The sequence below is a fragment of the Primorskyibacter sp. S187A genome (assembly GCF_049800955.1).
In the GTDB taxonomy this organism is placed as follows: Bacteria; Pseudomonadota; Alphaproteobacteria; order Rhodobacterales; family Rhodobacteraceae; genus JAKVBH01.
The window spans coordinates 265,374-288,862 of record NZ_JBNAGA010000001.1 but is presented as its reverse complement, the minus strand read 5'-3'; the positions used below and the strand labels follow the sequence as shown (position 1 = coordinate 288,862).

The following is a 23,489-nucleotide window of genomic DNA, read 5'->3' as shown; positions in this document are numbered from 1 at the left end:
GATTAAGCCGGTTTGAAATCCGCCAAGACATCACGCGTCGCCGTAACCATTGGATCATGCACATCGCTCAGTATGGCGTTGCGGTCAAACCTGTCAGTGTCGGTCGCCACGGAGGCGCGCAGGGCATGTCCGAAGGCGCGGCGCAGTTCTGTGCCAATATTGAACTTGCAGATGTTTGATCCCTGCGCGAGCCGGCGGCGCTGCGCTTTCGGCACGCCAGACCCCCCGTGAATGACCAGAGCAACATCCGTCATCGCTTCAATGGCGCGAATGGCCGGCTCGTCCAAGCCGTCTCCCGCTTGGGTTTGCAAATGCACATTGCCCACAGAAATCGCCATGGCGTCGACGCCTGTCTCGCGGGCAAACCGTTGGGCCTCGGCAGGGTCAGTGCTTTGAGACGCGGCCCCCTCGGAATAGCCCACGAAGCCAATCTCCCCCTCGCAGGACACGCCAGCGGCATGGGCCATCTCGACGATCTCGCGCGTCGCCTTGATGTTGTCGTCCAGCGGCAACTTTGAGCCGTCAAACATGACCGAAGTGAACCCGCTGGCAATCGCCTCCCGGCATTCCTCTATCGTGTAGCCATGATCGAGATGCGCCACGACAGGGACAGATGCCCCCTTCGCCAGATAGCGAAACATCGCACCCAGGACGGGCAACGGCGTATGGGCGCGGCATCCGGGCCCCGCCTGCAAGATCACAGGCACTCCCTCTGCTTCCGCCGCGGCCACGTAGGCGCGCATGTCTTCCCAGCCGAGGCAGACGAGGCCCGCCACCGCAAAGCCCTCGCGCTGTGCGGGTTCCAGAACATCGGTCAGGCTGACAAGGGGCATCTTGATCTCTCCACATTATCTGGATCGCAGTAAACATGGCGCGTCCACTGCGACGCAGAGCCGTCACTTGAATTTCGCCACCATATCCTTGATCCCAGGGATCGTCTCGATCTGGTAGGCATGGGTTGGCTGGAAGAACTGCACAAGGCTGCGCTGCGTCAGGCCGCCAAGGATGGTAAAATAATACATCTCATACCCCGGCAAAACCGCGCAGGGATGATAGCCATTGTCGATGCACACCGTGGAGCCGTCGACGATGTGATAGGCATCGCCTGATTTGCCCTCTTCGCGCTGAAGCATCTGGACGCCCGAGCCCCAGTTCGGCTTGAAGCGGAAATTGTAGGTCTCGTCATGGCGTGTCTCATCGGGCAAACGGTTGGTGTCGTGCTTGTGGCTGGGAAAGCCTGACCAGCCCCCCGCCCCCACCGTGAAGAGCTCCGAGACCAGCAAGCGACCAACCTTACCGTGTTGTTTCTGGCCCAGAATATGCTTGATCTTGCGATGCGTCTTCGTGTCGTCAGAGCCATATTGCACAAGATCAATGCCATCGGCGCGCACGTCGAAAGGCTCCAAAACCTCATCGAACTTGGCTCCGGCGATAAACGTCTCGGTCGCCTCGGACACGCAGGTCATCCGCACTTTCGCACCCACGGGCACATAGACGCCTTCCGGCTCCCCGTCCCAGACATCTTCGCCCCGATTGCCAAGCGCAGGGAACGCGAGCCCTTCGATCTCGACATCAACCGTCCCGGTCGCCGGGACGATACAGGTCTCATAGCCGGGCACCTGATATTCGAAGACCTGGCCCCGGTTGAGCTTGACGATGTTGAAATAGTTGAGCGGAACCGTGCTGTCTCCGGCGTCAACAATGGGCACGTTCTTGTTGTCAAAAGGCGCGATATGCATGGACGTCAGGCTCCTGTGGGACCGGGATGTGAAGAGAGAAACTCTGTGAGATCGTCTGGTGTTGGCAAGGCCGGGGCGCAACCCGGACGCGAGACAGTGATGGAGGCGCAGGCGGATCCCTTCAGGATCGCGGCACGCAGATCGTCGCCCTCAGAGAGGCCCGAGATGAAACCTGCCATGAAACTGTCACCTGCCCCAACGGGTTTGAGCGCTTGCACGGGATAGATTCCCGTCGCGATTTCTGTGCCGTCCGCAAAAGTGATCGCGCCTTCGGGGCCGCGCTTGTAGACAATCGTGCGTCCGCCTTCGGCCAGCGCTTTCGCCTTGGCCAGACCTCGACCGTAGTCGCCTGCCATGAAGCCAAATTCTTCATCGTTGCCCACGATCAGATCCGCCAAATCGCCCGCGCGGGACAGTACATCCGCAGCGACCTCGGGCGACGGCCAGCTGTAGGGGCGATAATCAATGTCGAAGATCACCGGCAGCCCCGCCGCCCGCGCCTTCTCGAAGGCGGCAAAGGCCGCACTGCGCGACGGCTCTGCGGCGAAAACAGTGCCCGCTGTGATCAGGCAACGAAATGCGGCGTAGTCGATCTCGGCAACGTCCTCGAGCGACATCTGAAAATCCGCTGCATTGTTGCGATAGATCGTGTTGGTATGGGTTTCGAGACAGGAATCATAGATCGCCAGAGACGTCCGGCACTCGCCACTCACGGTCCGAATATGGCTTGTATCGACACCATACTCCGCAAGCTTGCCCACGCAGAAGCGTGCCACGGCGTCGTCGGAAACCGTTGTCACAAGCGACGCCTGTTGTCCAAGTTTGACAAGCCCCACCGCGATATTGGCGCTCGATCCTCCGATGTCGATCAACGCCTTTTTGGCCTCCCCCACACCAGTGCCCGGCGGGTCAACGATGACATCCATGCCAACACGACCCACAACAAGAATTGGCCGCTTGTCCGCGCTCAGATCCATCAAGCCCCCCATGTGATGCCCCACCCCGACATTTACCTTGCGAGGTTTCGACTCATAGGATACCCGTAATCGCAGTATTTGCAACCGGTTGCAAAGTTGGGCCACATGGCCCGTGGGAGGGCGAAATGGACCAGCGCGAGATTGGTATCGGGATTGTCGGTGGCGGCTATATGGGCAAGGCCCACGCGGTGGCCATGTCGTCCGTGGGCGCACTATTTGATACGCAACTCCGCCCGCGCCTAGAAATGGTGGCCGCGCGGTCTGAGGACAGCGCCGAGACCTACCGTGCCGCCTATGGGTTTGCGCGCGGCACGTCCGACTGGCGGACGCTGGTGGCGGACCCCAAGGTCGAGGCCATTGTCATCGCCTCGACGCAAGACACCCATCGCGCCATTGCAGAGGCTGCGTTTGCCTTGGGCAAGCCCGTGCTCTGCGAAAAGCCGCTGGGGGCATCCATCGAGGACGCGCGCGCAATGACTGCGGCCGCAAAAGCGGCTGGCGTGATCAACATGATCGGGTTCAACTATGCGCGCACTCCCGCGACGCAATACGCCCGCAAGCTTCTGGCCGAAGGCGCGATTGGACGCCCGACGTGGTATCGCGGCGAACATACCGAGGATTTCCTCGCAGACCCAGACACGCCATACAATTGGCGCTGTAGCGGACGCGCCACGGGCACCATGGGCGATCTCGCACCACATCCCGTGAACTGCGCGCTGGCGCTGATGGGGCCTGTGGCCTCCGTCATGGCCGAGATCGAAACCGTCCATTCTGAGCGCCCCGGCGGCAAGGTCGACAATGATGATCACGCCCAGATGATGGTGCGGTTTGAGAGCGGTGTGCTTGGGCACATCTATGCCAGCCGGACGGCGACGGGCCGCAAGATGGGCTATGCCTATGAGATCCACGGCACCCAGGGCGCGATCCGGTTTGACGGCGAAGATCAAAACGCGCTTTGGCTTTATAAGGCAGACGGCCCGGAGGCACAGCGCGGCTTTACCAAGATCCTCACGGGCCCAGAGCATCCCGATTACCTGCCGTTCTGTCAGGGCCCCGGCCATGGCACGGGGTATCAGGATCAGATCATCATCGAGGCCAAAGATTTTCTGGAAGCCCTTGCCTCCCGGGAAGCCCGCTGGCCCACCTTCGCTGACGGCCTGGCCGTCTCGGAAATCATCGAAGCCGCCTGGCGCAGCAGCGACAGCCGCGCCTGGGTCAATATATCCGACGTTTGAGGAGACACCCCCATGACCATTCGTATCGGCAATGCGCCCTGTTCCTGGGGTGTGGAATTTGCAGAGGATCCGCGCAACCCAAGCTGGGAAACCGTGCTGAAGGAAAATGCTGAGGCTGGCTATACTGGCATCGAGCTGGGCCCCGTGGGTTTTATGCCGGAGGACCCGGCAGTACTGGGCGATGCTCTTGCCAGACATGACCTCGAGCTGATCGGCGGGGTTGTCTTCCGTGCTTTCCACGATCCAAGCGCCTGGGATGATGTCATGGACGGGGCCGTGCGCACGTGCAAGGCGCTCAAGGCCCATGGCGCCCAGCATCTCGTGTTGATCGACAGCATTTCGCCGCGCCGCGCGCCGACGGCGGGCCGCGCCGATGAAGCCGAACAGATGGACAAGGCAGAGTGGACCGCTTTTCGCGATCGCATTGCCACCGTCGCGAAGATGGGCGCCGAGGAATACGGGCTAACCGTGGGAATGCATGCCCATGCCGCAGGCTTCATCGATTTCGAACCGGAGCTCGAGCGCCTGCTGAATGAAGTTGATGAGACTATTCTCAAGATCTGCTTCGATACCGGCCATCATTCTTACGCAGGCTTTGATCCCGTGGCATTCATGCGCCGGTATATGAGCCGCATCAGCTATATGCATTTCAAGGATATCGACCCGGCGGTGAAAGCCGATGTGATTGCCAAGCGCACGGGCTTTTACGATGCCTGCGGGCAAGGCATCTTCTGCAATCTGGGTGACGGCGATGTTGATTTCCCGACGGTCCGGCAGATCCTGCTTGATCACGGCTTTGAAGGCTGGTGCACTGTGGAGCAGGATTGCGACCCGACCCTTGATGTGCGGCCGATGGATGATGCGAAAGCCAACCGCGAATACCTGCAAAGCATCGGATTTTAGACGCCACAGGCCGTTTGCAAAACGGCCCCGCGCCAGCCGTGCCCGGGTTGAGCAACAGACCAAAGCCCCGGACAGATGAGGGAGACACCTGAGATGACAAAACTGAAATGGGGTATGATCGGCGGCGGAGAAGGCAGTCAGATCGGGCCGGCCCACCGCCTTGGGGCGCAAGCGGACGGGCAGTTTGAATTCGCAGCCGGAGCCCTCGATCATCGCCCCGATGTGGGCCGCGATTATGCCCAGCGTCTTGGGATCGCTGCTGACCGCGCCTATGGCTCCTGGCAGGACATGCTTGAGGGTGAGCGCGGTCGCGAGGACCGGGTTGATCTGGTAACTGTGGCCACGCCCAACGCGACCCATTTCGAGATCACCAAGGCCTTTCTCGAGGCAGGGTTCAATGTGCTCTGTGAAAAGCCCATGACCATGAGCGTTGAGGAAGGCGAGGAGATCGTGCGGGTGGCCGAGGCCTCCGGCAAGGTATGCGCGGTAAACTATTGTTATTCCGCCTATCCCATGATCCGTCAGGCGCGCGCCATGGTCCGCGCGGGCGAGATCGGCAAGGTGCGTCTGGTCGTGACCAGTTTCAGCCACGGCCATCACGGCGATGCAACCGACGCAGACAACCCGCGCGTGCGCTGGCGCTACGATCCACAGATGGCCGGTGTCTCCGGGCAGTTTGCCGATTGCGGCATACACGCGCTGCATATGGCGTCTTTCATCTGCGATGATGAGGTCGCGCGGCTGTCCGCAGATTTCGCCTCCACCATCCCGAGCCGCGTTCTGGAAGATGATGCGATGGTCAACTTCCGCATGACAGGCGGGACCGTCGGGCGGCTTTGGACCTCTTCCGTGGCCATCGGGCGCCAGCACGGTTTTGACATTCAGGTCTTTGGAGAAACCGGCGGGCTGAAATGGTTCTCCGAGCACCCCAACCAACTGGAATACACGCCCGTTGGCGGGCGCAAACAGATCATCGAGAAGGGCGAAGGCGGTCTGCATGAAGATGCGATGCGCTTGTCGCGCGTCTCAATCGCACATCCCGAGGGCTTTCCGCTGGCCGTTGCCAATATCTACTGCGATCTGGCGGATGCGATCCGGGGTGAGGCGCGCGATAGCCTGCCAAACGCGGCAGATGGAGTCCGCTCCATGGCGGCAGTCCATGGCGCGGTCAGCTCGGCACAACAGGATGGCGCATGGGTTGATGCCCGCCCGCCCATGTTTCGCTGACGCATAGGTACCCCATAGCCCTTAAAGAAAAACCTGGATCACGAAAACACTGCCAAGCACCTGCTTTCTCGTGATTTTCGTGATGCTGGATGTCTCAGGATTTCGACGACGTGCTTTAGTTCACATCCTGAACGCTGAGCCGGGCCGCCAGCCGCAACGCGTGGCTGGCATCCTTGGCCACAAGCGGCATCGTCGGATCATACGCCGCGCGGATCAGACCCGCAATCTCTGGTCGCAGGATCGTGTGACCGCCCTCAACATTGGCCAGCGGCGAGCGCTCCCGAAATGCCTTGTCGGACCAAAGCAAGATAGTCTGGACGACCTGGCTCAACGCCAGCGTTTCGGCAGGCACGGCCGAGAGATTCTGGTCCATCCGCAAGAAGACAAAAGCGGCCTTGATGCCGCCCGTATTGTCAAAGCGGAAGACACGGTATTGATTGGCGTCTGCATCGTCCAGACGGGCCACCAATGGCTCCAGATCCGGGATCAGGCGATCCAGATCACGCACATCCAAAAGCTCACGCCACTCGCGAAAAAAGAAGACCATGCAATTGGACCCAAGCTCCGGATCGGTCTCCATCATCTGATGGCCTGCAAGCGCGCAAACCGCCTCCAACGCCCCTTTGACGATGCCTAGAGTGGTATCCTCCACGCCAAACACGATAGGCGCAATAGGCCGCCCCCACCGGGCGAAAGCATAAGCGCCATCGGAGCGCGTAAAGAGTTCTGTGATCTCATCGGCTATCATGGGCGCAGGTTTATCAGCCGTGGTGCGCAAGCAAAAGGTCTCGCAAACGAGGAAAAAGAGGCGTAAGCGAAGGGCATGCAGACCGTCCCCCTCTCTGAAACATCCCGGCTTGCCTGGTGGCGCAGGCCTCTGGCGCTGCTGTTTTTGATGTCTGTCGCCATGCCGATGGCGTTTGCAACCTGGTCTGCCCTGCTCAACAACTTCGTCGTTGAGGTCGCAGGCTTCGATGGGTCTGACATCGGTTGGCTGCATACCTTTCGCGAGATCCCGGGCTTTCTGGCCTTCGCTGTTGTGTTCCTGCTTCTGATCTTCCGGGAACAGGTGCTCGGGTTGCTCTCTCTTGTTCTTCTTGGCGTGGCCACGGCCCTGACGGGGTATTTCCCGACGATCGGCGGGATCATGGTGCTGACCGTGCTGTCCTCCATCGGGTTTCACTATTACGAGACCGTCAACCAGTCGCTGCAATTGCAATGGCTCTCGAAGGAGGAAGCGCCGCGCAAGATTGGCCTGTTGATGGCCGCTGGCTCCGCGGCGACCTTTGTGGCCTATGTCTGTATTGTCCTGACGTGGGAGGCCTTGGGGCTATCCTACACGTCCGTTTACGTTGTGGCAGGAGCGATCACCGTCGCGCTGTCGATCTTCGCATTTCTGGCCTATCCGCAATTTGAGGAGCCGCACCCGCAACGTAGGCAGATTATCCTGCGCAAACGGTATTGGCTCTACTACGCGCTGCAATTCATGTCAGGCGCGCGGCGGCAGATCTTCATCGTCTTCGCCGCCTTCATGATGGTCGAGCGGTTTGGCTTTGCGGTCCATGAGATCACTGCGCTTTTCCTCGCCACGCTGGTCGTGAACATGGCAGCCGCGCCATTGCTTGGCCGCGCCGTGGCGTTTTTTGGCGAACGCGCGGCCCTTGTGTTCGAATATGCTGGATTGCTCGGGATCTTCCTTGCCTATGCCGGGATCTATTATCTCGACTGGGGCGCAGCCGTTGGCGCCGCGCTTTATGTGCTGAACCACATTTTCTTTTCGCTCGCGCTGGCCATCAAGACCTACTTTCAGAAAATCGCCGATCCTCGCGACATCGCGCCAACCGCGGCCGTCGCCTTTACGATCAATCACATCGCCGCTGTCTTCCTGCCAGCGCTGCTCGGATATGTCTGGCTGACCTCGCCGGGCATGGTCTTCATTCTGGCCGCCTGCATGGCGCTGATCTCGCTTCTGCTGTCGCTCCTGATCCCGCGCCACCCCGAACCCGGCAACGAAACTGTCCTGCGCAATACGCCGCTTGCATCGCCTGCTGAATAAAACACATCAAGAACGAGGCCCGCATGCCCACCTACACTGCTCTGACGACGCTGACGGGGAAAGACCCGGCTGAACGCCTTGGCCTTGCCATGGAGAATTTGGTTCCGGAGCCCACTGGCATTGGCGTCTTCGAGATCGAGGACGGGTCCGGGCTTTGGGAAGTGGGCGGCTATTTTACCGAAGCCCCTGATGAGACCGCCCTATCGCTGCTGGCCGTGGCGTTTGAGGCAAAACCCTTTGCCATCTCTGAATTGCCCGAAACGGATTGGGTCGCCAAGGTGCGCCGTGATCTCGCTCCGGTCGAAGCCGGGCGCTTCTTCGTTTATGGCTCCCATGATGCCGACAAGGTGCCCGAGGGCTCTGTGCCATTGCTGATCGAAGCGGCCATGGCCTTTGGGACCGGGCACCACGGCACGACGCTTGGCTGTCTGCGCGCATTGGATCACTTGGTCACACAAGGTTTTGTTGCCCAGAATGTCGCCGATATCGGCTGTGGGACGGCTGTGTTGGCGATGGCAGCGGCCCGGGTCTACCCCAATCCGGCCTTTGCCTCAGATATTGACGAAGTGGCCGTGGATGTCGCGCGTGCCAATGTCTCAGCAAATGACATGGAGGGGCGCGTTGTCTGTCTGGAGGCCATGGGCTTTGAGCACGAACACCTGCTGGCTGCCGCGCCGTTTGACCTCATCTTCGCCAATATTCTCAAAGGACCGCTTCTGGAGCTGGCACCCGATATGGCGAAGCACCTCAAGCCGGAGGGATTCGCCATTTTGTCCGGCATCCTGACCGAGCAAGCCGAGGAGGTCATCGCGCATTATTCACAGAACGGCATCAATCTCTCCCGACGGGAAGACATTGGTGAATGGTCCACCCTGATATTGACACGTTAACGATAAGTGTTGCCGTATTTTCAGCGAATTTGAGCGATTTGCCCCATTCCTGCCACATTTCAGACCTACCCCTTGATGCGTTCGGTGGGGGCCGGATTTGAAAGGCTGCCACCATGGACGCTTCGCTTAAATTTGACAAACGCGTGCGCACCATCGCCAAAAAGAACCGCCGTATTGCGCGCGGTCACACGACTTACATCGATGCAATGGGCGTCATTCGCAAACGCCCGTCGCGCGGGATCGTCAGCAATATCCCTTTCAAAGGCATCATCTACCTGTTTCTGGGGTTCTCGATCTTCAAAGCCGTTGCTTTGGCGAGCGCGGGAAGCGCCACATATGCGGCGCGGCTTGGCCTGCTTGAAAGCGGCACGCTGTTTGAGCGCGCAGGGGCCTGGGTCCTGCAAATCGATCCCGTTACGCGTTTTCTCGCTGGCATCTTTGCCCCGATCTTCTGAATTGCGTCTCTGACCTCACTGCCGGGCACAGGCCCGGCAGCCTTTGGCAGACGGCACCCTTTCTCCGGTTCCCGGGCATGTCTTTTCATTTCATGTCGATTTAACAAGTAAGGCCGCTGTTCTTTCCAGAACAGCGGCCCTTTTCGTGCAACCTGTGAGCGGCAGAAGTCAGCCGCGCGCAGGCATTTGGATCATCGTGTCGATATCGGCGCGGCACAGGCCGATGTCATTGAGTTCACGATCGCTCAGTGCTTTGAGCATTTTGCGGGTGGCGCGCGCTTCGGTCCAATCGTTCACGAGTGCAACCGCCGCCAAAACCTTTGCCATGGCGCGCCCTGCGAAAACCGAAGAAGCGGCAGGGGCACGCGAAATATCATATACAGCCATGTGTTCAGTCCTTGTTTGAGATCGCCGCTTGGGCGGTTTGGAGATTGGCCGCATTTAGGGCCGAATATTGCACTCAACAAGCGCTGAAATTGCATAGGACACATGCACTTTCCGCATAGCAGAAAGAGACCTTAACAGACTGTGAAAAAAGCAAAAAATCGACATTTGGAAATGTCGTTTTTGCACCAAAACCAGTGCCGGAACGCCCGGTCATGTCGCAAGTGTGCAAGACCTGTCGCAAACACTGCATTCCGGCATTAACCTTGGCTTTTGTTCGCGTTTCGTGCTAGTGCTGCAAAAAAGAAACATGTGAGGCGATCAGTGCGCGTTTTGGGAATCGATCCGGGGCTTCGCAACCTCGGTTGGGGCGTCATTGATGTGGCCGGCAATCGTCTGTCCCATGTCGCCAACGGCGTATGCCATAGCCAGGGAGACGATCTTGCCAATCGGCTATGCAATCTGCACCAACAATTGACCCGCATCATAGAGCAATACGCCCCGCAGACCGCTGCGGTTGAGCAGACCTTTGTGAACAACAACGGCGCCGCGACACTCAAACTGGGCCAGGCCCGGGGCATTGCCCTTCTTGTGCCCGCCCAAGCAGGGCTGGATGTCGGGGAATATGCGCCCAATGCCGTGAAGAAGACCGTGGTTGGCGTCGGCCACGCCGACAAGGCGCAGATTTCCCATATGGTGAAAATGCAGCTGCCGGGCGCGGCAATTGCCGGACCCGATGCCGCCGACGCTCTCGCCATTGCGATTTGTCATGCATTCCACGTCGGCGCAGCGGCGCGGCTCAAAGAAGCACAGCGCGCATGATTGGCAGGCTTTCAGGACGCATCGAATACCGCGCGACAGATCATGTCCTGCTGGATGTGCGCGGCGTAGGCTATGTTGTGTATTGCTCTGAGCGCACCTTGGCCGCGCTGCCCGGCACAGGCGAGCAAACCACGCTATATACCGACCTTATGGTGCGCGAGGATTTGCTCCAGCTCTTTGGCTTTCCAACGCTCATCGAGAAGGAATGGCACCGTCTGCTGCTCACCGTTCAGGGCGTCGGGGCGAAAGCCGCGCTCGCGATCATGGGCACTCTGGGCCCCGACGGCGTCAGCCGCGCAATCGCCTTGGGCGACTGGAATGCGATCAAGGCCGCCAAAGGTATTGGGCCAAAGACGGCTCAACGCGTCGTCAACGAGCTCAAAGACAAGGCACCAGCCGTGATGGCGATGGGGGCCACCACGCCCGCAACCGCAGCCTCTCCCGAAGTGGCGACCGATGATGTCATCGAGCCCGTTGCACCGCCCGCCCCTGCCCCAAGCTCAAATGCGTCACAAGCCGAAGCGCTCTCTGCGCTCAGCAATCTGGGCTATGGCCCCGGCGAGGCGGCCTCCGCGGTCGCTCAGGCTGCGGGCGAACTGCCCGAGGCGGATACAGCAGCGCTCATTCGCGCCGCGCTGAAGCTTCTGGCACCTAAAGGGTAAGTGATGGATCAGCCCGACCCGACCTTGCGCCCGGACCGTTTGCCCGAAGATGTAGATCGCGCCTTGCGTCCGCAGGCCCTGGACGACTTTATCGGACAGGCCGAAGCAAGAGCCAACCTGTCGGTCTTCATCCAATCTGCCCGCCAGCGCGGCGAGGCGATGGACCACACGCTGTTTCACGGCCCTCCCGGGCTCGGCAAGACGACGCTGGCGCAGATCATGGCCAAGGAGCTTGGTGTGGGCTTCCGGATGACCTCCGGGCCGGTTTTGGCCAAGGCTGGCGATCTGGCGGCAATTCTGACGAACCTCGAAGCGCGAGATGTGCTCTTTATCGATGAGATCCACAGGCTCAACCCTGCCGTTGAAGAAGTGCTTTATCCCGCGCTGGAGGACTTCGAGCTCGATCTTGTCATTGGAGAAGGCCCTGCAGCGCGCACCGTGCGCATTGAGTTGCAGCCCTTCACGCTGGTGGGCGCGACCACCCGGCTTGGCCTTCTGACGACGCCCCTGCGTGACCGGTTTGGCATCCCGACACGGCTGCAGTTTTACAGCACCGACGAGCTCTTTGAGATCGTCTCACGCAACGCGCGCAAGCTTGGCGTTCAGGCAGATGACGAGGGCGCACGCGAAATCGCCCGCCGCGCGCGCGGCACCCCCCGGATCGCCGGGCGGTTGCTGCGCCGTGTCGTCGATTTCGCAGTGGTTGAGGGCGACAACAAGATCAATAAGGCGCTGGCTGATATGGCCCTGACCCGGCTGGGCGTGGATCATCTGGGGCTGGATGGCGCAGATCGCCGGTATCTGGCCCTGATTGCCGAGAACTACGCGGGTGGCCCTGTGGGGATTGAAACGCTGTCCGCCGCGCTGTCTGAGAGCCGTGACGCGCTGGAAGAAGTCATCGAGCCCTACTTGTTGCAGCAAGGACTTATCCAACGCACGCCGCGCGGACGTATGCTTGCGCGCAAGGCGTGGCGGCATCTGGGCCTCGCAGACCCCAGCCCCGCAAAACGCGATGGGCCAACGAGCCAAAGCGATCTATTTGAGTGACCCATGAAACTTAAACTGCATCATATCAACCTCGTGACCGAAAACGTCGCCCGTGCGGATGCTTTCTATCAGGACATCATGGGCCTGCCGGCGCCTACGACAGGCCTGCCCACGCTTGAGAAAGACAAGGGTTACGCGGGCGATGTGGCGTTTCGTCATGACGGCGATGTGCAGCTGCACCTGGCGCAAAAGGACGTGCAGGCAGGGTTCAATGCCGGGCAGATCGTCAATCCGGTTTCCCACGGGCATATTGCCTTTCGCACTGATGATCTTGATGCGTTCAAAGCGCATCTGGAGGCAAAGGGTGTGGCATATGCCAATTGGGAACGTGCGGCGGTCAAAGGATGGCGGCAGATTTTCTTTTATGATCCTGACGGCAATGTCGTTGAGGTCCACGAGGTCGCGGACGACGCCTGAGCCGCTGAATAGAAAAGCTGCGCTTGGGTAAATTTCAGTAAAAACTCTGCGGATCGATATCCACGGCCAGTCGCAACTGCCCTTTCAGCGTAAATTGCCCGACCCATTCCGCCAACGCGTTTTGCAAGGCCACGCCCTTCGGCGCTTTGACGAGCAAGCGCACCCGGTGTCGTCCACGCACACGGGCAATCGGCGCGGGCGCAGGCCCGTAGACTTGCGCCCCAACCCGGCGCAGAGCTGTGTCCTGGCGGGCCAGCGCATTGCCCAGATCGAAGGCTTCCGCCGCCTCGGTGGATGAAATGATGATCCCGGCCATGCGTCCAAAGGGCGGCACACCCGCCACGCGACGCTGTTCGGCTTCTGCAGCCCAAAAGCCCTCCTCATCCCCGGCCAGGATCGCGCGGATCACGGGATGATCGGGCTGATGGGATTGCAGCAGGGCCTCACCCGGCTTCTCCGCCCGGCCCGCCCGTCCGGCGACTTGCCGCATCAACTGAAAGGTGCGTTCTGCGGCGCGCAGGTCCGAGCCCTGAAGGCCCAGGTCCGCATCAATGACGCCAACCAATGTGAGCAGCGGAAAGTTATGCCCCTTGGCCACAAGCTGCGTCCCGATGATCACGTCTGCCTCGCCGCCCGCGATCGCTTCGATCTGCTCCTTCAAGGCGCGCGCCGAACCAAAGAGATCTGACGATAGGACCGCGATGCGCGCATCTGGGAAAAGCGCCGTGGCCTCTTCCGCCAAACGCTCCACGCCCGGACCCACGGCGGCCAATCGATCTTCAGCTGCACAGGCGGGACATGCCGTCGGTTTGGGTTCCGTCTCGCCGCATTGATGGCACACCAAGCGTTTGAGAAACCGGTGTTCGACCATCCGCGCATCGCAATGCTTGCAGCCGATCTGATGGCCGCAGGCCCGACACAGCGTGATGGGGGCATAGCCGCGGCGGTTGAGAAAGAGCAATGCCTGCTCGCCGGCCTCGACGCGAGCCTCGACCGCGCGTTGCAGGCTGGGCGAAATCCAGCGATCTCCCGGCAAAGTCTCGGCGCGCATATCAATCGTGCCCATGCGCGGCATGACGGCAGGCCCGAAGCGCGCGTTGAGTTCAACCCGTTCATATTTGCCCGCCTGTGCATTGACCCAGCTTTCCAGAGACGGGGTTGCAGACGCCAGCACCACCCGTGCGCCCTCGATGGAGGCACGCAGAACCGCCATATCCCGGGCGTGATAGAGAACGCCGTCTTCCTGCTTGTAAGACGTGTCGTGCTCTTCATCGACGACAATGAGGCCGAGATTGGAAAACGGCAAGAAGAGCGCCGAGCGGGCGCCCACGACCATCTGCGCATGCCCCTGACCAAGCATGCGCCACAGTCTGCGCCGCTCCGTCATCGTCACGCCGGAATGCCACTCCGCAGGCGGCGCGCCAAACCGCGCCTCGACACGGGAGATAAACTCCTGCGTCAGGGCGATCTCCGGCAACAAGACCAGGGCTTGCCGCCCCTGGTCGAGACAGGCGGCCACAGCTTCAAGATAGACCTCCGTCTTGCCCGCCCCGGTCACACCGCGCAAAAGCGTCGTTCCGTAGCCGCCCGCGCGCAATCCCGCGCAGACATGGTTCGCAGCCTCTGCCTGGTCATTCGTCAGGGGTTTGCCGGGGCGATGCGGGTCGAGCTTGGGATAGGGGCTGTCGCGCGGGGCTTCGACTTCAAGGATGGCGCCCTGCTTGACAAGGCCTTTGACCACCGAGCTGGTCACTCCCGCCAGATCCGCCAATTCCTTGCCGGTGTAGGACAGACCGCCCGTGCTTTCGAGAACCTCAAGGACACGCCGGCGCGCATCGGTTTGCCGATCGGGCTCAGCTTGCCCGCGCACATAGACTTTGCGCATCGACGGCGGATCGCCCAGCCCCGGGGCGCGCGTCGCCAGACGCAGCATTGCAGGCAGGGGCGTCAGCGTATAGGCGCCTGCGCGTGTCAGGAACGCCTGCATGTCGTCGCGCATCGGAACCGCGTCCAGAACCCGGTGAACCGTGCGAAGCTTTGCGCAATCATATCCGCCTTCGCCTGCGTTCCAGACCACCCCGATGACCTTGCGCGGCCCCAGCGGGACTTCCACGAACGCTCCCAGCACAAGGCCGCCTTCGGGCGCAAGGTAGTCCAGCACGCCAAGACGACCGCCCATGATCTGTGCCGTCAGAACGCCCACACGCGCGCCTTCGTCAAAAAACATCACTTCACGCATGATCGCTCAACCCGTATCGCACTGGAAAGCCGCCCCAGAGCGGTGTATGTGCGAGCGCAAACATTCCAAGGAGCGTCCCCATGAAATTCTTCGTTGATACCGCCGACGTCGCCGCCATTTCCGAACTCAATGATCTGGGCATGGTTGATGGTGTGACCACAAATCCCTCGCTGATCAAGAAGTCTGGCCGCGATATTCTCGAAGTGACCAAGGAGATTTGCAATCTGGTCTCTGGTCCGGTGTCTGCGGAAGTCGTGGCGGTCGAAGCAGATGCGATGATTGCCGAAGGCCGCAAGCTCGCCGAGATCGCTGAGAACATTGCCGTCAAAGTCCCGCTGACCTGGGACGGCCTGAAAGCCTGTAAGACCCTGACGGGCGAGGGCAAGATGGTCAACGTAACGCTGTGTTTTTCGGCCAATCAGGCGCTTTTGGCGGCGAAAGCCGGTGCGACCTTTATCTCGCCCTTCATTGGCCGCCTCGACGATATCAACATCGATGGGCTCGATCTGATCGCGGATATCCGTGAAATTTACGACAATTACGGCTTTGAGACGCAAATCCTCGCAGCGTCCATCCGCACCGCCAACCACATGAGCGATTGCGCGAAAATCGGCGCAGATGTCGCCACGGCCCCCCCCGGCGTTATCAAGGCCATGGCCAATCACATTCTGACCGATAAAGGGCTGGAAACATTCCTGAAAGATGCGGCAGACGCGGACATCAAGATCGTTTGATCCACACCTGACTGTGGATTGCTCAGAAGCCTGTGGGTAAATTTATCCACAGGCTTTTTTCATATCCTTCAGTTCGGCACATCACTCATCTTTTACATTCAAAGTGCCCGGTAACTTTTTGTTAATCATTGCAGACCTCTGAGCGGCGTTCGTCAGAAAACTCTCAAATGATGCAAAAATGCGGCAGCCCTGAGTGCGCGCGCATGTTATAGACGCCGAAAAGCAATATGAGGCGCATTATGAGTTCTACCGCACGTATCGACGACAAACTCCGCGAGACGATTATCTCGAAACCATCCGTCATCCTTGATGATCACGATGTGATGCATGCGCTGATTGCGGCCAATGAAAAAGCGATGGGCGGCAATATCGTGGATCTGCGCGGCATAGCGATGGAGCGTCTGGAGACGCGTCTGGATCGTCTGGAAGACACGCATCGCTCCGTCATTGCTGCGGCTTATGAGAACCTTGCGGGGACCAATCAGGTCCACCGTGCCATTTTGCGCATGCTGGACCCTGTCGAGTTCGAAGAGTTTCTGCTCAATCTCTCAGGCGAGGTTGCGGATATCCTGCGGGTGGACGCGGTGCGGCTGGTTCTGGAATCTGATGACGGGCGCGACGATCTTGTGCAACGCAAACTCGGGGACGTGCTGACGACGACCGAACGCGGCTTCATTGAAACCTATCTCGGCGGCGGGGCCACCGGCACGCAACGCGCCGTAACACTGCGCCAGATCGCCGAAGGTATGGACTCGGTCTATCAATCCGACGCCGCAAACATGCGCTCGGAGGCCTGCCTCCTGTTGGACTTTGGCGAAAAGCGGCAACCCGGCTTGCTCGTTCTGGGCTCGGAAGACCCTCATATGTTCACACCACAGCAAGGCGGCGATCTCCTGGGCTTTTTCGCTGGTGTCTTTGAGCGGGCCATGCGCCGCTGGTTGGCGTGAGCTTAGAGATATCCCCTCAGGCGCGCGATGCGCTGGAAGACTTTCTGGACCATCAGCGCGCGCTCCAGGGGCGCTCTGAGAATACGCTCGATGCATATCGCCGGGATGTGCTGGAGTTCATCACCTTCATGACGGGCTATCACGGTGCGGCGCAGGGTCTCGCACCGCTGTCCCGCATCACGCTGCGGGATATGCGCGCCTGGATGGCTGCGTTGCGCGGCCCAAACCTCGGGCCCCGCTCCCAGGCACGCAAACTGTCTGCCGTGAAAACATTTTACCGCTGGCTTGCGGAGCGCGAGGGATTTGAACCCACGGCGGTTCTCTCGGCCCGGGCACCGAAGTTCACGAAAAAGCTGCCGCGCCCGTTGTCGGAAGACGCAGCAAAGGAGATGATCGAAACCGTTGAGTTGCAATCTCAAGACGCATGGATCGCGGCCCGGGATACTGCTGTGGTCACATTGCTCTATGGATGCGGTTTGCGGATATCGGAAGCGCTTTCGCTCAAACGGGCGCAGGCTCCGCTGGGGACATCCTTGCGTATTTTGGGCAAAGGCAGCAAAGAGCGGCTCGTGCCTGTTTTGCCCGCAGCGGCACAATCTGTGGAACGCTATCTGGCCGCCTGCCCCTTTGCACTCAAAGCCGATGATCCACTTTTCGTCGGCGCACGCGGCGGCGCCCTGAACCCTCGGATCGTGCAAAAAACCGTGGCGCAGGCGCGTGCGCAGCTGGGCTTGCCTGCAACCGCGACGCCCCATGCCATGCGCCACAGCTTTGCCACGCATCTGCTCATCGCGGGCGGTGATCTGCGCGCGATCCAGGAATTGCTGGGCCATGCCTCACTGTCGACGACCCAAGGCTACACCGCCGTTGATGCGGCACGGCTGATGGACGTCTACAATCGCGCGCATCCGCAAGCCAAAGGCGCGTGAAAGCCGCTTGATCACACAGCCCTGATCGGTCATCACAATGGGATGGTAAGACTTAAGGCACTCTCCATTCACTGGCTGACCGCGACAGGTGCCGTTTTTGCCATGCTGGCAATGTTGGCCGCCGTTGAGGCCAAGTGGTCCCTGATGTTTCTGTGGCTCGTGGTGGCCTTTGCGGTGGATGGGATCGATGGCCCCCTGGCGCGCAAATATGACGTCAAACAGAACGCCCCGCGCTTTGACGGCGTGCTTCTGGATCTGATCATCGACTACCTCACTTATGTCTTCATACCGGCCTTTGCCCTGTTTTCCTCGGGTCTGTTGCCCGGCTGGACAGGCTGGTTCGCCATCATCGTCATAACCTTCACATCCGCGCTCTATTTCGCAGATACAGGCATGAAGACAAAGGATAATTCCTTTTCGGGCTTCCCGGGATGCTGGAATATGGTGGTGATCGTGCTCTTTGCCCTGCACCCCAACTTCTGGGTTATCCTCGCCATTGTTGCGCTCTTTGCCATCGCGATGTTCTTCCCGCTGAAATTCATCCATCCCGTGCGCACCGAGCGCTGGCGGAGTGTCTCGCTGCCGATGTGTCTGGCCTGGACATTCTTCGCGGGATGGGCGGCCTGGGTCGATTTCTACCCCGACAGCTGGGCGCATTGGGGCCTGATCATCACGTCGCTCTACCTCACCTGTGCAGGGATCGCACAACAGCTGCTGCCAGAGCGGTCTTGAAGCTCGCGCTGACAGTCGCGTTGGTGATGGTGGCCTTTGCGGCCAATTCCATTCTGAACCGTGCGGCCCTTGAAGGCACTGGGACGGGTCCGGCGAGCTTTGCGGCCGTGCGTCTTGCGTCTGGCGCCGCGCTTCTGTGTCTGATCGTAGCCCTGTCAGGTCAGGCCACACACCTGCGATTTACCCGCGCCGCACTGCCCGGAGTAGCGACGCTGGCGCTCTATATGGTGGGCTTTTCGCTGGCCTATCTGTCGCTCGCGTCCGGAACAGGGGCGCTCATCCTCTTTGGCGGCGTGCAGATCACCATGTTTGTGGGCGCTATCCTCTCCCGCGAAGCCTTGCCGCCTTTGCGCATCCTCGGTGCTCTGTTGGCCTTTGGCGGCCTCGTTTGGCTGATGGTGCCCGGCGCAGATCAGCCAGATCCCCTGGGCGCGATTTTGATGAGCATCGCAGCCATCGGCTGGGGTTTGTTTTCTCTCATCGGGCGGACCTCCGGCGCGCCTTTGCCCACGATGGCGACGAGTTTCTTGTGGTGCACCCCGTTGGGTCTGTTGGGTTGGATTCTGGCGCCCGATGGCATGGATATGGCGGGCTTCGGTCTTGCGCTGATCTGCGGCGCGATCACATCGGGGCTGGGTTATGCGCTATGGTATCGCGTTTTGCCGCAGCTGACCGCAAGCCGGGCCGCGGTGGCGCAGCTGACCGTGCCGGTCATCGCCGCGCTTGGCGGCGCCGCCTTCCTCTCCGAGGACCTTACGTTGCGATTTGCATTGGCTGCACTGCTGGTTTTGGGCGGCGTGCTGATCTCCTTGCGCGCCAAGTAACGGCTCACTTGGTCAGACGTTCCAAGGCATCATAGGCAAAATGCGCCTTCCCGAATGCCACATCTGGCAAAGACAGCGGGCGCAAATGCAAGGCTTGAGCCTCCTCAAGTGTCACCCAGCAAAAGCGGTTCACAATGCCTTCGGGATCTTCCCACGTTTGAGAAGTTTGCCCTTCCAGAATGCGGCACCGGAAAAAGACCTCAACCTGGTGGAACGCTTTCTCCGGGGCGTGGAACTCATTGACCAGACACGGCGCCTCGACCGCCACATGCAGGCCCGTCTCTTCCCGGACTTCACGCGCCAGATTGTCTGGCAAACTCGCATGGGGTTCAACTCCGCCCCCCGGCGCGCACCACAGATCGCTTTGCTGACCCGGCCATGCATTGACCAGCAGCAAACGCCCGTCGACAACAATCACTGCCCGTACGGCAAGTCGCATGCTTTTTCCTTCCACCGGCGTGCCGGAATGCCTATCTGACTGCCATGAGATATGCCTTGGCTCTGCTCTTCTTGTTGCTCAGCACCCCCGTCCGGGCCGATTGCGTCGTCCTCTTGCATGGGCTCGCGCGCACGCAGGCAAGCTTTGCCTTGTTGGAGGCAACCTTGCAAGCGGAGGGCTATCGCACGATCTCGCCCTCCTACGCCTCAACGGAATTCAATATCGCCAAACTTGTGCGCGACACCGTGCCCCGCGCCGTGTCCTCCTGCGGCGGCGACAAGGTCCATTTTGTGACCCATTCCATGGGCGGCATCCTGCTGCGCGTCTGGCTCCAGAACAACCGGCCTGCCAATCTGGGCCGCACGGTCATGCTCGCCCCGCCCAATCAAGGCTCTGAATTGGTCGACAAGCTCGGGGGGCTGGAGTTGTTCAAATTGCTGAACGGGCCTGCCGGCCAGCAGCTGCGCACCGATGCCCTTGCAGAAGACCTGCCCCGCGTGGATTTCGATCTGGGCATAATCGCGGGAAATCGCTCTCTCAACCCGTTCTTTTCAACGCTGATCGATGGGCCGGATGACGGGAAGGTCTCTGTCGCGTCGACCAAGGTGAGTGGCATGCGCGCCCATTTGACGTTGCCAGTGACGCATACGTTTTTGATGAACAACCCGCGTGTTATCTATCAAGTGCTGGCCTATCTCGAAGACGGCCGGTTTGAGCCGGACATCAGCTTGGGCGAAGTGCTCTACAAGGCGGTTGTGGATGAGTGAGATCTGGCTTGAGGGGCGGTGGCTGTCAGAGGGCGGTTGGCAGGAGGGTCCTTTGGGGCTCACGCAAGGGTGCGTGGGCGATCCGGGTGCGGCGGCACGCAGGATTGATGCGCGCGGCAAGCTCATTCTACCGGGTCTGATCGATCTGCATGGCGATGCGTTCGAACGCCATATCGCACCGCGCCGGGGCGCTATGAATTCCACGGAAAACGGCCTGCGCGCTACAGAAGCCGAACTCGCCGCCAATGGCATCACGACCGCTGTTCTCGCGCAATTCTGGAGCTGGGAGGGCGGTCTGCGCTCACCGGAGACAGCCAAGCGCATCCTTGCGGGCCTCAGTCAAGCGGCGCCGCAGCTGGACACGGACATGCGTCTGCAACTGCGGCTGGAAACCCATTTCCTCGATACGCTGGACGAGGTCCTCGCGCTCATCGACACCCATCGCATCGGCTATGTCGCCTTCAACGATCACCTGCCCCATGAACGGCTCGAACAGGGGCGCAAGCCGCCGAGACTGACAGGGACCGCGCTGAAATCCGGGCGCAGCCCCGAGGCCCATCTGGCACTCATGCATCAGCTGCACCAGCGCAGCAACGAGGTTCCCGCGGCGATGGAGGCGTTTTGCGCAAAGCTTCAGGCGCGCGGGATACTGATCGCAAGCCATGACGACGGCACCGCAGAAGACAGGCAGATCTGGCGCGCTCGCGGTGCCACGCTTTCCGAATTCCCCGAGACGCGCGCGGCCGCTCTCGAGGCCAAAGACCACGGCGAAGGCGTCATCATGGGGGCGCCCAACGTCGTGCGTGGCGCGTCGCACAAGGGCAATGTCTCTGCGCGGGAGCTTGTGCTGGACGGTTTGGTCGATGCGCTGGCCTCAGATTACCACTACCCCTCCATGCGGCAGGCATTGGTGGAGCTGGACCGTCCGCTGGAAGACCTCTGGCCCTTGGTCTCCAGCGGTCCCGCGCGCTTGCTTGGCCTGACAGATCGCGGCGCGCTCGCGTCTGGCAAGCGCGCTGATCTGGTTGTGCTCGATGCCCAAACGCATCATCTGGAACTGACCATGTCCGGCGGTGCCATCACCTATGCCCGTGGCGAGATGGCACGCCGTCTTCTTTAGGCGCGTCAGCCTTTGGGCAGGATACGGTTCACATGGCCCATCTTGCGGCCGGGCTTGGTCTCTTGCTTGCCATAGAGATGCACTGACAGCTGGCCTTCGCGCAAAAGCGCGGGCAGCCGATCCATATCATCACCGATGAGGTTTTCCATCTCGACATCGCTATGACGTTGCCCATCGCCAAGGGGCAAACCGGCAATGGCGCGAATGTGCTGCTCAAACTGATCCACAGCGCAGCCCATCTGCGTCCAATGACCGGAATTATGGACCCGCGGCGCAATTTCATTCACGATCAGCCCACCGGGCGTCACGAAAAGCTCAACGCCCATGACGCCCACATAATCCAACGCGTTCAGGATCTGCCCCGCCAGAAGCGCTGCATCCATACGGTGAGACGCCGTCAGCTGCGCGGGCACCTTGGTTGTCCTGAGAATTCCGTTTTCATGGACGTTTTCGCCCGGATCAAAACAGACCACTTCACCGGACAGGCCACGGGCCGCAATGACGCTCACCTCATGGGAGAAATCGACGAGCCCTTCGAAAATCGCGGGCGCACCAGCCATATCTGCAAAGGCCTGTGCGGCGTCTTGCGGCTCTTTGATCCGGGCCTGCCCCTTGCCGTCATAGCCAAAACGGCGGGTTTTCAGAATGGCCGGGGCGCCGTGGGCTTCCAGCGCGCGCTCCAGCGCTGCCTGATCCGGGATATCGGCGAAAGGCGCGGTAGTGAGGCCCAAATCTCGCAGAAAAGCTTTCTCGACCAAGCGATCCTGCGACACCCGCAGCGCTTCGCGACCGGGTCGGATGGGCTTGAGCGCCTCCAACACATCTAGGGCACCGGTCGGGATGTTCTCGAACTCGTAGGTGATGACGTCCACGCACGCCGCGAAAGCGCGCAAAGCAGGCTCGTCGTCATACGGTGCTGTCGTGACGCTATGTGCAACATGGCCTGCGGGCGGCGCGGCGCCGGGCTCAAAAACATGGCAGATATATCCCAATCGGGAGGCCGCTACGCTGAGCATCCGCCCCAGTTGGCCGCCCCCCAGAATCCCGATGACCGACCCGGGCGCCAATGCATCACTCATCGACCGGAACCTCGGGGATCGAGGCTGACAAGGCCTCGCGCCACGCATCGAGACGCGCTGCAAGGGCCTCATCCTGCAAGGCCAGAATGCCTGCGGCCATCAGCCCTGCATTCCGCGCGCCCGCGGCGCCAATGGCCATGGTCGCAACAGGATAGCCTCGTGGCATTTGTAAAATAGAGTACAGCGAGTCGACCCCGGAGAGCGCTTTGGTCTGAACCGGGACGCCAACAACCGGGACGCGCGTTTTGGAGGCCATCATGCCGGGCAAATGCGCCGCGCCGCCCGCCCCGGCGATAATGACCTGCAAGCCTCTGGACACGGCGGTCTTGCCGTAGTCCCACAGCCGATCCGGGGTCCGATGCGCCGAAACGATCCGCGTCTCATAGGCCACTCCGAGTTCATCCAATACTTCCGCTGCTTCGCGCATGGTCGGCCAATCAGACTGGCTGCCCATGATGATACCGATCCTTGGCGCGCTCATACCGCTCCCCCATCTGAAGACGCGCGCACTATAGGCGCGCCCGCGCGCGGCGCAATGGGCGCTCAGGCAATAATGTCGGGGGTCAAGCGATCTTCGATCAGCCGGATCCGGTCCTTCAATTGCAGTTTTTTGCGCTTGAGGCGCTGCAACGTCAGCACATCCGCACGGCCTTCGGATTGAAGCGCATCAATCGCCTCGTTCAAATCTGCATGCTCGCGGCGAAACACCTCAAGCTCAACTCGCAAGACCTCTTCGGTTTTCATCGAAAGATCGCTGGGCGCGTTCATGCGAAACTCCTGCTGGCAGTCCTCATGTTTATACTGTGTCCACCAGTTTTTTGCAAAGGCCTTGCGGGCAGCGGCGCGCCTCCCCATATTCGCATCA

The 23,489-nt window shown here is 60.6% G+C and carries 27 protein-coding genes; 17 read left to right on the top strand and 10 right to left on the bottom strand.

The genetic code is table 11. The features are described from left to right. Nucleotides 1-2 precede the first annotated feature (2 nt). The 3 genes from ACP15S_RS01515 to ACP15S_RS01505 form a co-directional block, all read right to left on the bottom strand. Nucleotides 3-833 (bottom strand): class II fructose-bisphosphate aldolase, encoded by an 831-nt coding sequence (locus ACP15S_RS01515; RefSeq protein WP_425037787.1) that lies wholly within the window; start codon nucleotides 831-833, stop codon nucleotides 3-5. A gap of 63 nt (nucleotides 834-896) precedes the next feature. Further along, complete coding sequence (locus tag ACP15S_RS01510) at nucleotides 897-1,739, bottom strand: 5-deoxy-glucuronate isomerase (protein WP_425037785.1); 843 nt, start codon at nucleotides 1,737-1,739, stop codon at nucleotides 897-899. A 5-nt stretch (nucleotides 1,740-1,744) separates the two neighbouring features. Further along, entirely contained in the window at nucleotides 1,745-2,716 is a 972-nt protein-coding gene (locus ACP15S_RS01505; protein ID WP_425037783.1) for a PfkB family carbohydrate kinase, read from the bottom strand. 125 nt (nucleotides 2,717-2,841) lie between these two features. Between ACP15S_RS01505 and ACP15S_RS01500 the strand changes: the two genes are divergently transcribed. From ACP15S_RS01500 to ACP15S_RS01490, 3 genes are all read left to right on the top strand, one after another. Then, nucleotides 2,842-3,951: a Gfo/Idh/MocA family protein gene (locus tag ACP15S_RS01500; protein WP_425037781.1), complete on the top strand. Its 1,110-nt coding sequence runs from the start codon at nucleotides 2,842-2,844 to the stop codon at nucleotides 3,949-3,951. 12 nt (nucleotides 3,952-3,963) lie between these two features. Next, a complete protein-coding gene (locus tag ACP15S_RS01495; RefSeq protein WP_425037779.1) occupies nucleotides 3,964-4,854 on the top strand; it encodes a TIM barrel protein in 891 nt (296 codons plus the stop codon). Between the two features lie 93 nt (nucleotides 4,855-4,947). After that, on the top strand, nucleotides 4,948-6,081 hold the full coding sequence (locus ACP15S_RS01490; protein ID WP_425037777.1) for a Gfo/Idh/MocA family protein: 1,134 nt from the start codon (nucleotides 4,948-4,950) through the stop codon (nucleotides 6,079-6,081). A 115-nt stretch (nucleotides 6,082-6,196) separates the two neighbouring features. On the opposite strand, the gene ACP15S_RS01485 is transcribed toward ACP15S_RS01490, so the two are convergent. Continuing rightward, nucleotides 6,197-6,829, bottom strand: coding sequence for a hypothetical protein (locus ACP15S_RS01485; protein ID WP_425037775.1), 633 nt, complete (start codon nucleotides 6,827-6,829; stop codon nucleotides 6,197-6,199). 75 nt (nucleotides 6,830-6,904) lie between these two features. Here ACP15S_RS01485 and ACP15S_RS01480 point away from each other — a divergent pair, with 75 nt between their 5' ends. The 3 genes from ACP15S_RS01480 (at nucleotide 6,905) to ACP15S_RS01470 (ending at nucleotide 9,482) form a co-directional block, all read left to right on the top strand. After that, nucleotides 6,905-8,137, top strand: a complete 1,233-nt coding sequence (locus ACP15S_RS01480; RefSeq protein WP_425037774.1) for an MFS transporter — start codon at nucleotides 6,905-6,907, stop codon at nucleotides 8,135-8,137. A 23-nt stretch (nucleotides 8,138-8,160) separates the two neighbouring features. Then, entirely contained in the window at nucleotides 8,161-9,027 is an 867-nt protein-coding gene (locus tag ACP15S_RS01475; RefSeq protein ID WP_425037772.1) for a 50S ribosomal protein L11 methyltransferase, read from the top strand. A 113-nt stretch (nucleotides 9,028-9,140) separates the two neighbouring features. Further along, nucleotides 9,141-9,482, top strand: a complete 342-nt coding sequence (locus ACP15S_RS01470; protein ID WP_425037771.1) for a hypothetical protein — start codon at nucleotides 9,141-9,143, stop codon at nucleotides 9,480-9,482. Between the two features lie 168 nt (nucleotides 9,483-9,650). Here ACP15S_RS01470 and ACP15S_RS01465 read toward each other — a convergent pair whose 3' ends face one another. Next, nucleotides 9,651-9,869: a DUF1127 domain-containing protein gene (locus ACP15S_RS01465; protein WP_425037770.1), complete on the bottom strand. Its 219-nt coding sequence runs from the start codon at nucleotides 9,867-9,869 to the stop codon at nucleotides 9,651-9,653. A 321-nt stretch (nucleotides 9,870-10,190) separates the two neighbouring features. On the opposite strand from ACP15S_RS01465, the gene ruvC reads away from it, so the two are divergent. From ruvC to ACP15S_RS01445, 4 genes are read left to right on the top strand one after another with little or no spacing between them, the layout of a single operon-like run. After that, nucleotides 10,191-10,688 carry a crossover junction endodeoxyribonuclease RuvC gene (gene ruvC / locus ACP15S_RS01460; protein ID WP_425037768.1) on the top strand — a complete coding sequence of 166 codons (498 nt, stop codon included), beginning with the start codon at nucleotides 10,191-10,193 and terminating at the stop codon, nucleotides 10,686-10,688. Next, entirely contained in the window at nucleotides 10,685-11,350 is a 666-nt protein-coding gene (gene ruvA, locus ACP15S_RS01455) for a Holliday junction branch migration protein RuvA (protein WP_425037766.1), read from the top strand. Before ruvC ends, ruvA begins: the two co-directional genes overlap by 4 nt. A gap of 3 nt (nucleotides 11,351-11,353) precedes the next feature. Next, a complete protein-coding gene (gene ruvB, locus ACP15S_RS01450) occupies nucleotides 11,354-12,397 on the top strand; it encodes a Holliday junction branch migration DNA helicase RuvB (protein WP_425037764.1) in 1,044 nt (347 codons plus the stop codon). 3 nt (nucleotides 12,398-12,400) lie between these two features. Continuing rightward, the gene (locus tag ACP15S_RS01445) at nucleotides 12,401-12,814 is read left to right on the top strand and encodes a VOC family protein (protein WP_425037763.1); all 414 of its coding nucleotides are present in this window, start codon (nucleotides 12,401-12,403) and stop codon (nucleotides 12,812-12,814) included. A gap of 34 nt (nucleotides 12,815-12,848) precedes the next feature. Here the strand turns inward: ACP15S_RS01445 and ACP15S_RS01440 are convergent, their stop codons facing one another. Continuing rightward, the gene (locus ACP15S_RS01440; protein WP_425037762.1) at nucleotides 12,849-15,053 is read right to left on the bottom strand and encodes a primosomal protein N'; all 2,205 of its coding nucleotides are present in this window, start codon (nucleotides 15,051-15,053) and stop codon (nucleotides 12,849-12,851) included. 80 nt (nucleotides 15,054-15,133) lie between these two features. Between ACP15S_RS01440 and fsa the strand changes: the two genes are divergently transcribed. The 5 genes from fsa (at nucleotide 15,134) to ACP15S_RS01415 (ending at nucleotide 19,219) form a co-directional block, all read left to right on the top strand. After that, the gene (gene fsa / locus ACP15S_RS01435) at nucleotides 15,134-15,787 is read left to right on the top strand and encodes a fructose-6-phosphate aldolase (protein WP_425037760.1); all 654 of its coding nucleotides are present in this window, start codon (nucleotides 15,134-15,136) and stop codon (nucleotides 15,785-15,787) included. Between the two features lie 239 nt (nucleotides 15,788-16,026). Then, nucleotides 16,027-16,734 (top strand): DUF484 family protein, encoded by a 708-nt coding sequence (locus ACP15S_RS01430; protein WP_425037758.1) that lies wholly within the window; start codon nucleotides 16,027-16,029, stop codon nucleotides 16,732-16,734. Continuing rightward, nucleotides 16,731-17,663 carry a tyrosine recombinase XerC gene (locus tag ACP15S_RS01425; RefSeq protein WP_425037757.1) on the top strand — a complete coding sequence of 311 codons (933 nt, stop codon included), beginning with the start codon at nucleotides 16,731-16,733 and terminating at the stop codon, nucleotides 17,661-17,663. The genes ACP15S_RS01430 and ACP15S_RS01425 overlap by 4 nt, the downstream gene beginning before the upstream one ends. Before the next feature lie 42 nt (nucleotides 17,664-17,705). Continuing rightward, on the top strand, nucleotides 17,706-18,395 hold the full coding sequence (locus ACP15S_RS01420; protein ID WP_425037755.1) for a CDP-alcohol phosphatidyltransferase family protein: 690 nt from the start codon (nucleotides 17,706-17,708) through the stop codon (nucleotides 18,393-18,395). Further along, a complete protein-coding gene (locus tag ACP15S_RS01415) occupies nucleotides 18,392-19,219 on the top strand; it encodes a DMT family transporter (RefSeq protein WP_425037754.1) in 828 nt (275 codons plus the stop codon). Before ACP15S_RS01420 ends, ACP15S_RS01415 begins: the two co-directional genes overlap by 4 nt. A gap of 4 nt (nucleotides 19,220-19,223) precedes the next feature. On the opposite strand, the gene ACP15S_RS01410 is transcribed toward ACP15S_RS01415, so the two are convergent. Further along, nucleotides 19,224-19,658 carry an NUDIX domain-containing protein gene (locus ACP15S_RS01410; protein WP_425037752.1) on the bottom strand — a complete coding sequence of 145 codons (435 nt, stop codon included), beginning with the start codon at nucleotides 19,656-19,658 and terminating at the stop codon, nucleotides 19,224-19,226. 44 nt (nucleotides 19,659-19,702) lie between these two features. On the opposite strand from ACP15S_RS01410, the gene ACP15S_RS01405 reads away from it, so the two are divergent. Together ACP15S_RS01405 and ACP15S_RS01400 are read left to right on the top strand one after the other, a co-directional pair. Next, a complete protein-coding gene (locus ACP15S_RS01405) occupies nucleotides 19,703-20,425 on the top strand; it encodes an esterase/lipase family protein (protein ID WP_425037750.1) in 723 nt (240 codons plus the stop codon). After that, nucleotides 20,418-21,545 (top strand): alpha-D-ribose 1-methylphosphonate 5-triphosphate diphosphatase, encoded by a 1,128-nt coding sequence (locus tag ACP15S_RS01400; RefSeq protein WP_425037748.1) that lies wholly within the window; start codon nucleotides 20,418-20,420, stop codon nucleotides 21,543-21,545. The genes ACP15S_RS01405 and ACP15S_RS01400 overlap by 8 nt, the downstream gene beginning before the upstream one ends. A gap of 5 nt (nucleotides 21,546-21,550) precedes the next feature. Here ACP15S_RS01400 and ACP15S_RS01395 read toward each other — a convergent pair whose 3' ends face one another. From ACP15S_RS01395 to ACP15S_RS01385, 3 genes are all read right to left on the bottom strand, one after another. Then, entirely contained in the window at nucleotides 21,551-22,624 is a 1,074-nt protein-coding gene (locus ACP15S_RS01395; protein WP_425037747.1) for a 5-(carboxyamino)imidazole ribonucleotide synthase, read from the bottom strand. Continuing rightward, nucleotides 22,617-23,105: a 5-(carboxyamino)imidazole ribonucleotide mutase gene (purE, locus tag ACP15S_RS01390; RefSeq protein ID WP_425037745.1), complete on the bottom strand. Its 489-nt coding sequence runs from the start codon at nucleotides 23,103-23,105 to the stop codon at nucleotides 22,617-22,619. The genes ACP15S_RS01395 and purE overlap by 8 nt, the downstream gene beginning before the upstream one ends. 62 nt (nucleotides 23,106-23,167) lie before the next feature. Then, on the bottom strand, nucleotides 23,168-23,392 hold the full coding sequence (locus ACP15S_RS01385) for a YdcH family protein (protein ID WP_425037743.1): 225 nt from the start codon (nucleotides 23,390-23,392) through the stop codon (nucleotides 23,168-23,170). Nucleotides 23,393-23,489 lie beyond the last annotated feature (97 nt).

What these genes read in the sequence shown, in the direction of transcription:
- ruvA (WP_425037766.1), top strand. Translation starts at nt 10,685, where the DNA reads ATGATTGGCAGGCTTTCAGGACGCATCGAATACCGCGCGACAGATCAT.
- fsa (WP_425037760.1), top strand. Translation starts at nt 15,134, where the DNA reads ATGAAATTCTTCGTTGATACCGCCGACGTCGCCGCCATTTCCGAACTC.
- ACP15S_RS01420 (WP_425037755.1), top strand. Translation starts at nt 17,706, where the DNA reads ATGGTAAGACTTAAGGCACTCTCCATTCACTGGCTGACCGCGACAGGT.
- ACP15S_RS01440 (WP_425037762.1), bottom strand. Translation starts at nt 15,053, where the DNA reads ATGCGTGAAGTGATGTTTTTTGACGAAGGCGCGCGTGTGGGCGTTCTG.
- ACP15S_RS01445 (WP_425037763.1), top strand. Translation starts at nt 12,401, where the DNA reads ATGAAACTTAAACTGCATCATATCAACCTCGTGACCGAAAACGTCGCC.
- ACP15S_RS01405 (WP_425037750.1), top strand. Translation starts at nt 19,703, where the DNA reads ATGAGATATGCCTTGGCTCTGCTCTTCTTGTTGCTCAGCACCCCCGTC.
- purE (WP_425037745.1), bottom strand. Translation starts at nt 23,105, where the DNA reads ATGAGCGCGCCAAGGATCGGTATCATCATGGGCAGCCAGTCTGATTGG.
- ACP15S_RS01490 (WP_425037777.1), top strand. Translation starts at nt 4,948, where the DNA reads ATGACAAAACTGAAATGGGGTATGATCGGCGGCGGAGAAGGCAGTCAG.
- ACP15S_RS01475 (WP_425037772.1), top strand. Translation starts at nt 8,161, where the DNA reads ATGCCCACCTACACTGCTCTGACGACGCTGACGGGGAAAGACCCGGCT.
- ACP15S_RS01465 (WP_425037770.1), bottom strand. Translation starts at nt 9,869, where the DNA reads ATGGCTGTATATGATATTTCGCGTGCCCCTGCCGCTTCTTCGGTTTTC.
- ACP15S_RS01480 (WP_425037774.1), top strand. Translation starts at nt 6,905, where the DNA reads ATGCAGACCGTCCCCCTCTCTGAAACATCCCGGCTTGCCTGGTGGCGC.
- ACP15S_RS01430 (WP_425037758.1), top strand. Translation starts at nt 16,027, where the DNA reads ATGAGTTCTACCGCACGTATCGACGACAAACTCCGCGAGACGATTATC.
- ACP15S_RS01410 (WP_425037752.1), bottom strand. Translation starts at nt 19,658, where the DNA reads ATGCGACTTGCCGTACGGGCAGTGATTGTTGTCGACGGGCGTTTGCTG.
- ACP15S_RS01395 (WP_425037747.1), bottom strand. Translation starts at nt 22,624, where the DNA reads ATGAGTGATGCATTGGCGCCCGGGTCGGTCATCGGGATTCTGGGGGGC.
- ACP15S_RS01510 (WP_425037785.1), bottom strand. Translation starts at nt 1,739, where the DNA reads ATGCATATCGCGCCTTTTGACAACAAGAACGTGCCCATTGTTGACGCC.
- ACP15S_RS01385 (WP_425037743.1), bottom strand. Translation starts at nt 23,392, where the DNA reads ATGAACGCGCCCAGCGATCTTTCGATGAAAACCGAAGAGGTCTTGCGA.
- ruvB (WP_425037764.1), top strand. Translation starts at nt 11,354, where the DNA reads ATGGATCAGCCCGACCCGACCTTGCGCCCGGACCGTTTGCCCGAAGAT.
- ACP15S_RS01470 (WP_425037771.1), top strand. Translation starts at nt 9,141, where the DNA reads ATGGACGCTTCGCTTAAATTTGACAAACGCGTGCGCACCATCGCCAAA.
- ACP15S_RS01400 (WP_425037748.1), top strand. Translation starts at nt 20,418, where the DNA reads ATGAGTGAGATCTGGCTTGAGGGGCGGTGGCTGTCAGAGGGCGGTTGG.
- ACP15S_RS01495 (WP_425037779.1), top strand. Translation starts at nt 3,964, where the DNA reads ATGACCATTCGTATCGGCAATGCGCCCTGTTCCTGGGGTGTGGAATTT.
- ACP15S_RS01505 (WP_425037783.1), bottom strand. Translation starts at nt 2,716, where the DNA reads ATGGATCTGAGCGCGGACAAGCGGCCAATTCTTGTTGTGGGTCGTGTT.
- ACP15S_RS01500 (WP_425037781.1), top strand. Translation starts at nt 2,842, where the DNA reads ATGGACCAGCGCGAGATTGGTATCGGGATTGTCGGTGGCGGCTATATG.
- ACP15S_RS01515 (WP_425037787.1), bottom strand. Translation starts at nt 833, where the DNA reads ATGCCCCTTGTCAGCCTGACCGATGTTCTGGAACCCGCACAGCGCGAG.
- ACP15S_RS01485 (WP_425037775.1), bottom strand. Translation starts at nt 6,829, where the DNA reads ATGATAGCCGATGAGATCACAGAACTCTTTACGCGCTCCGATGGCGCT.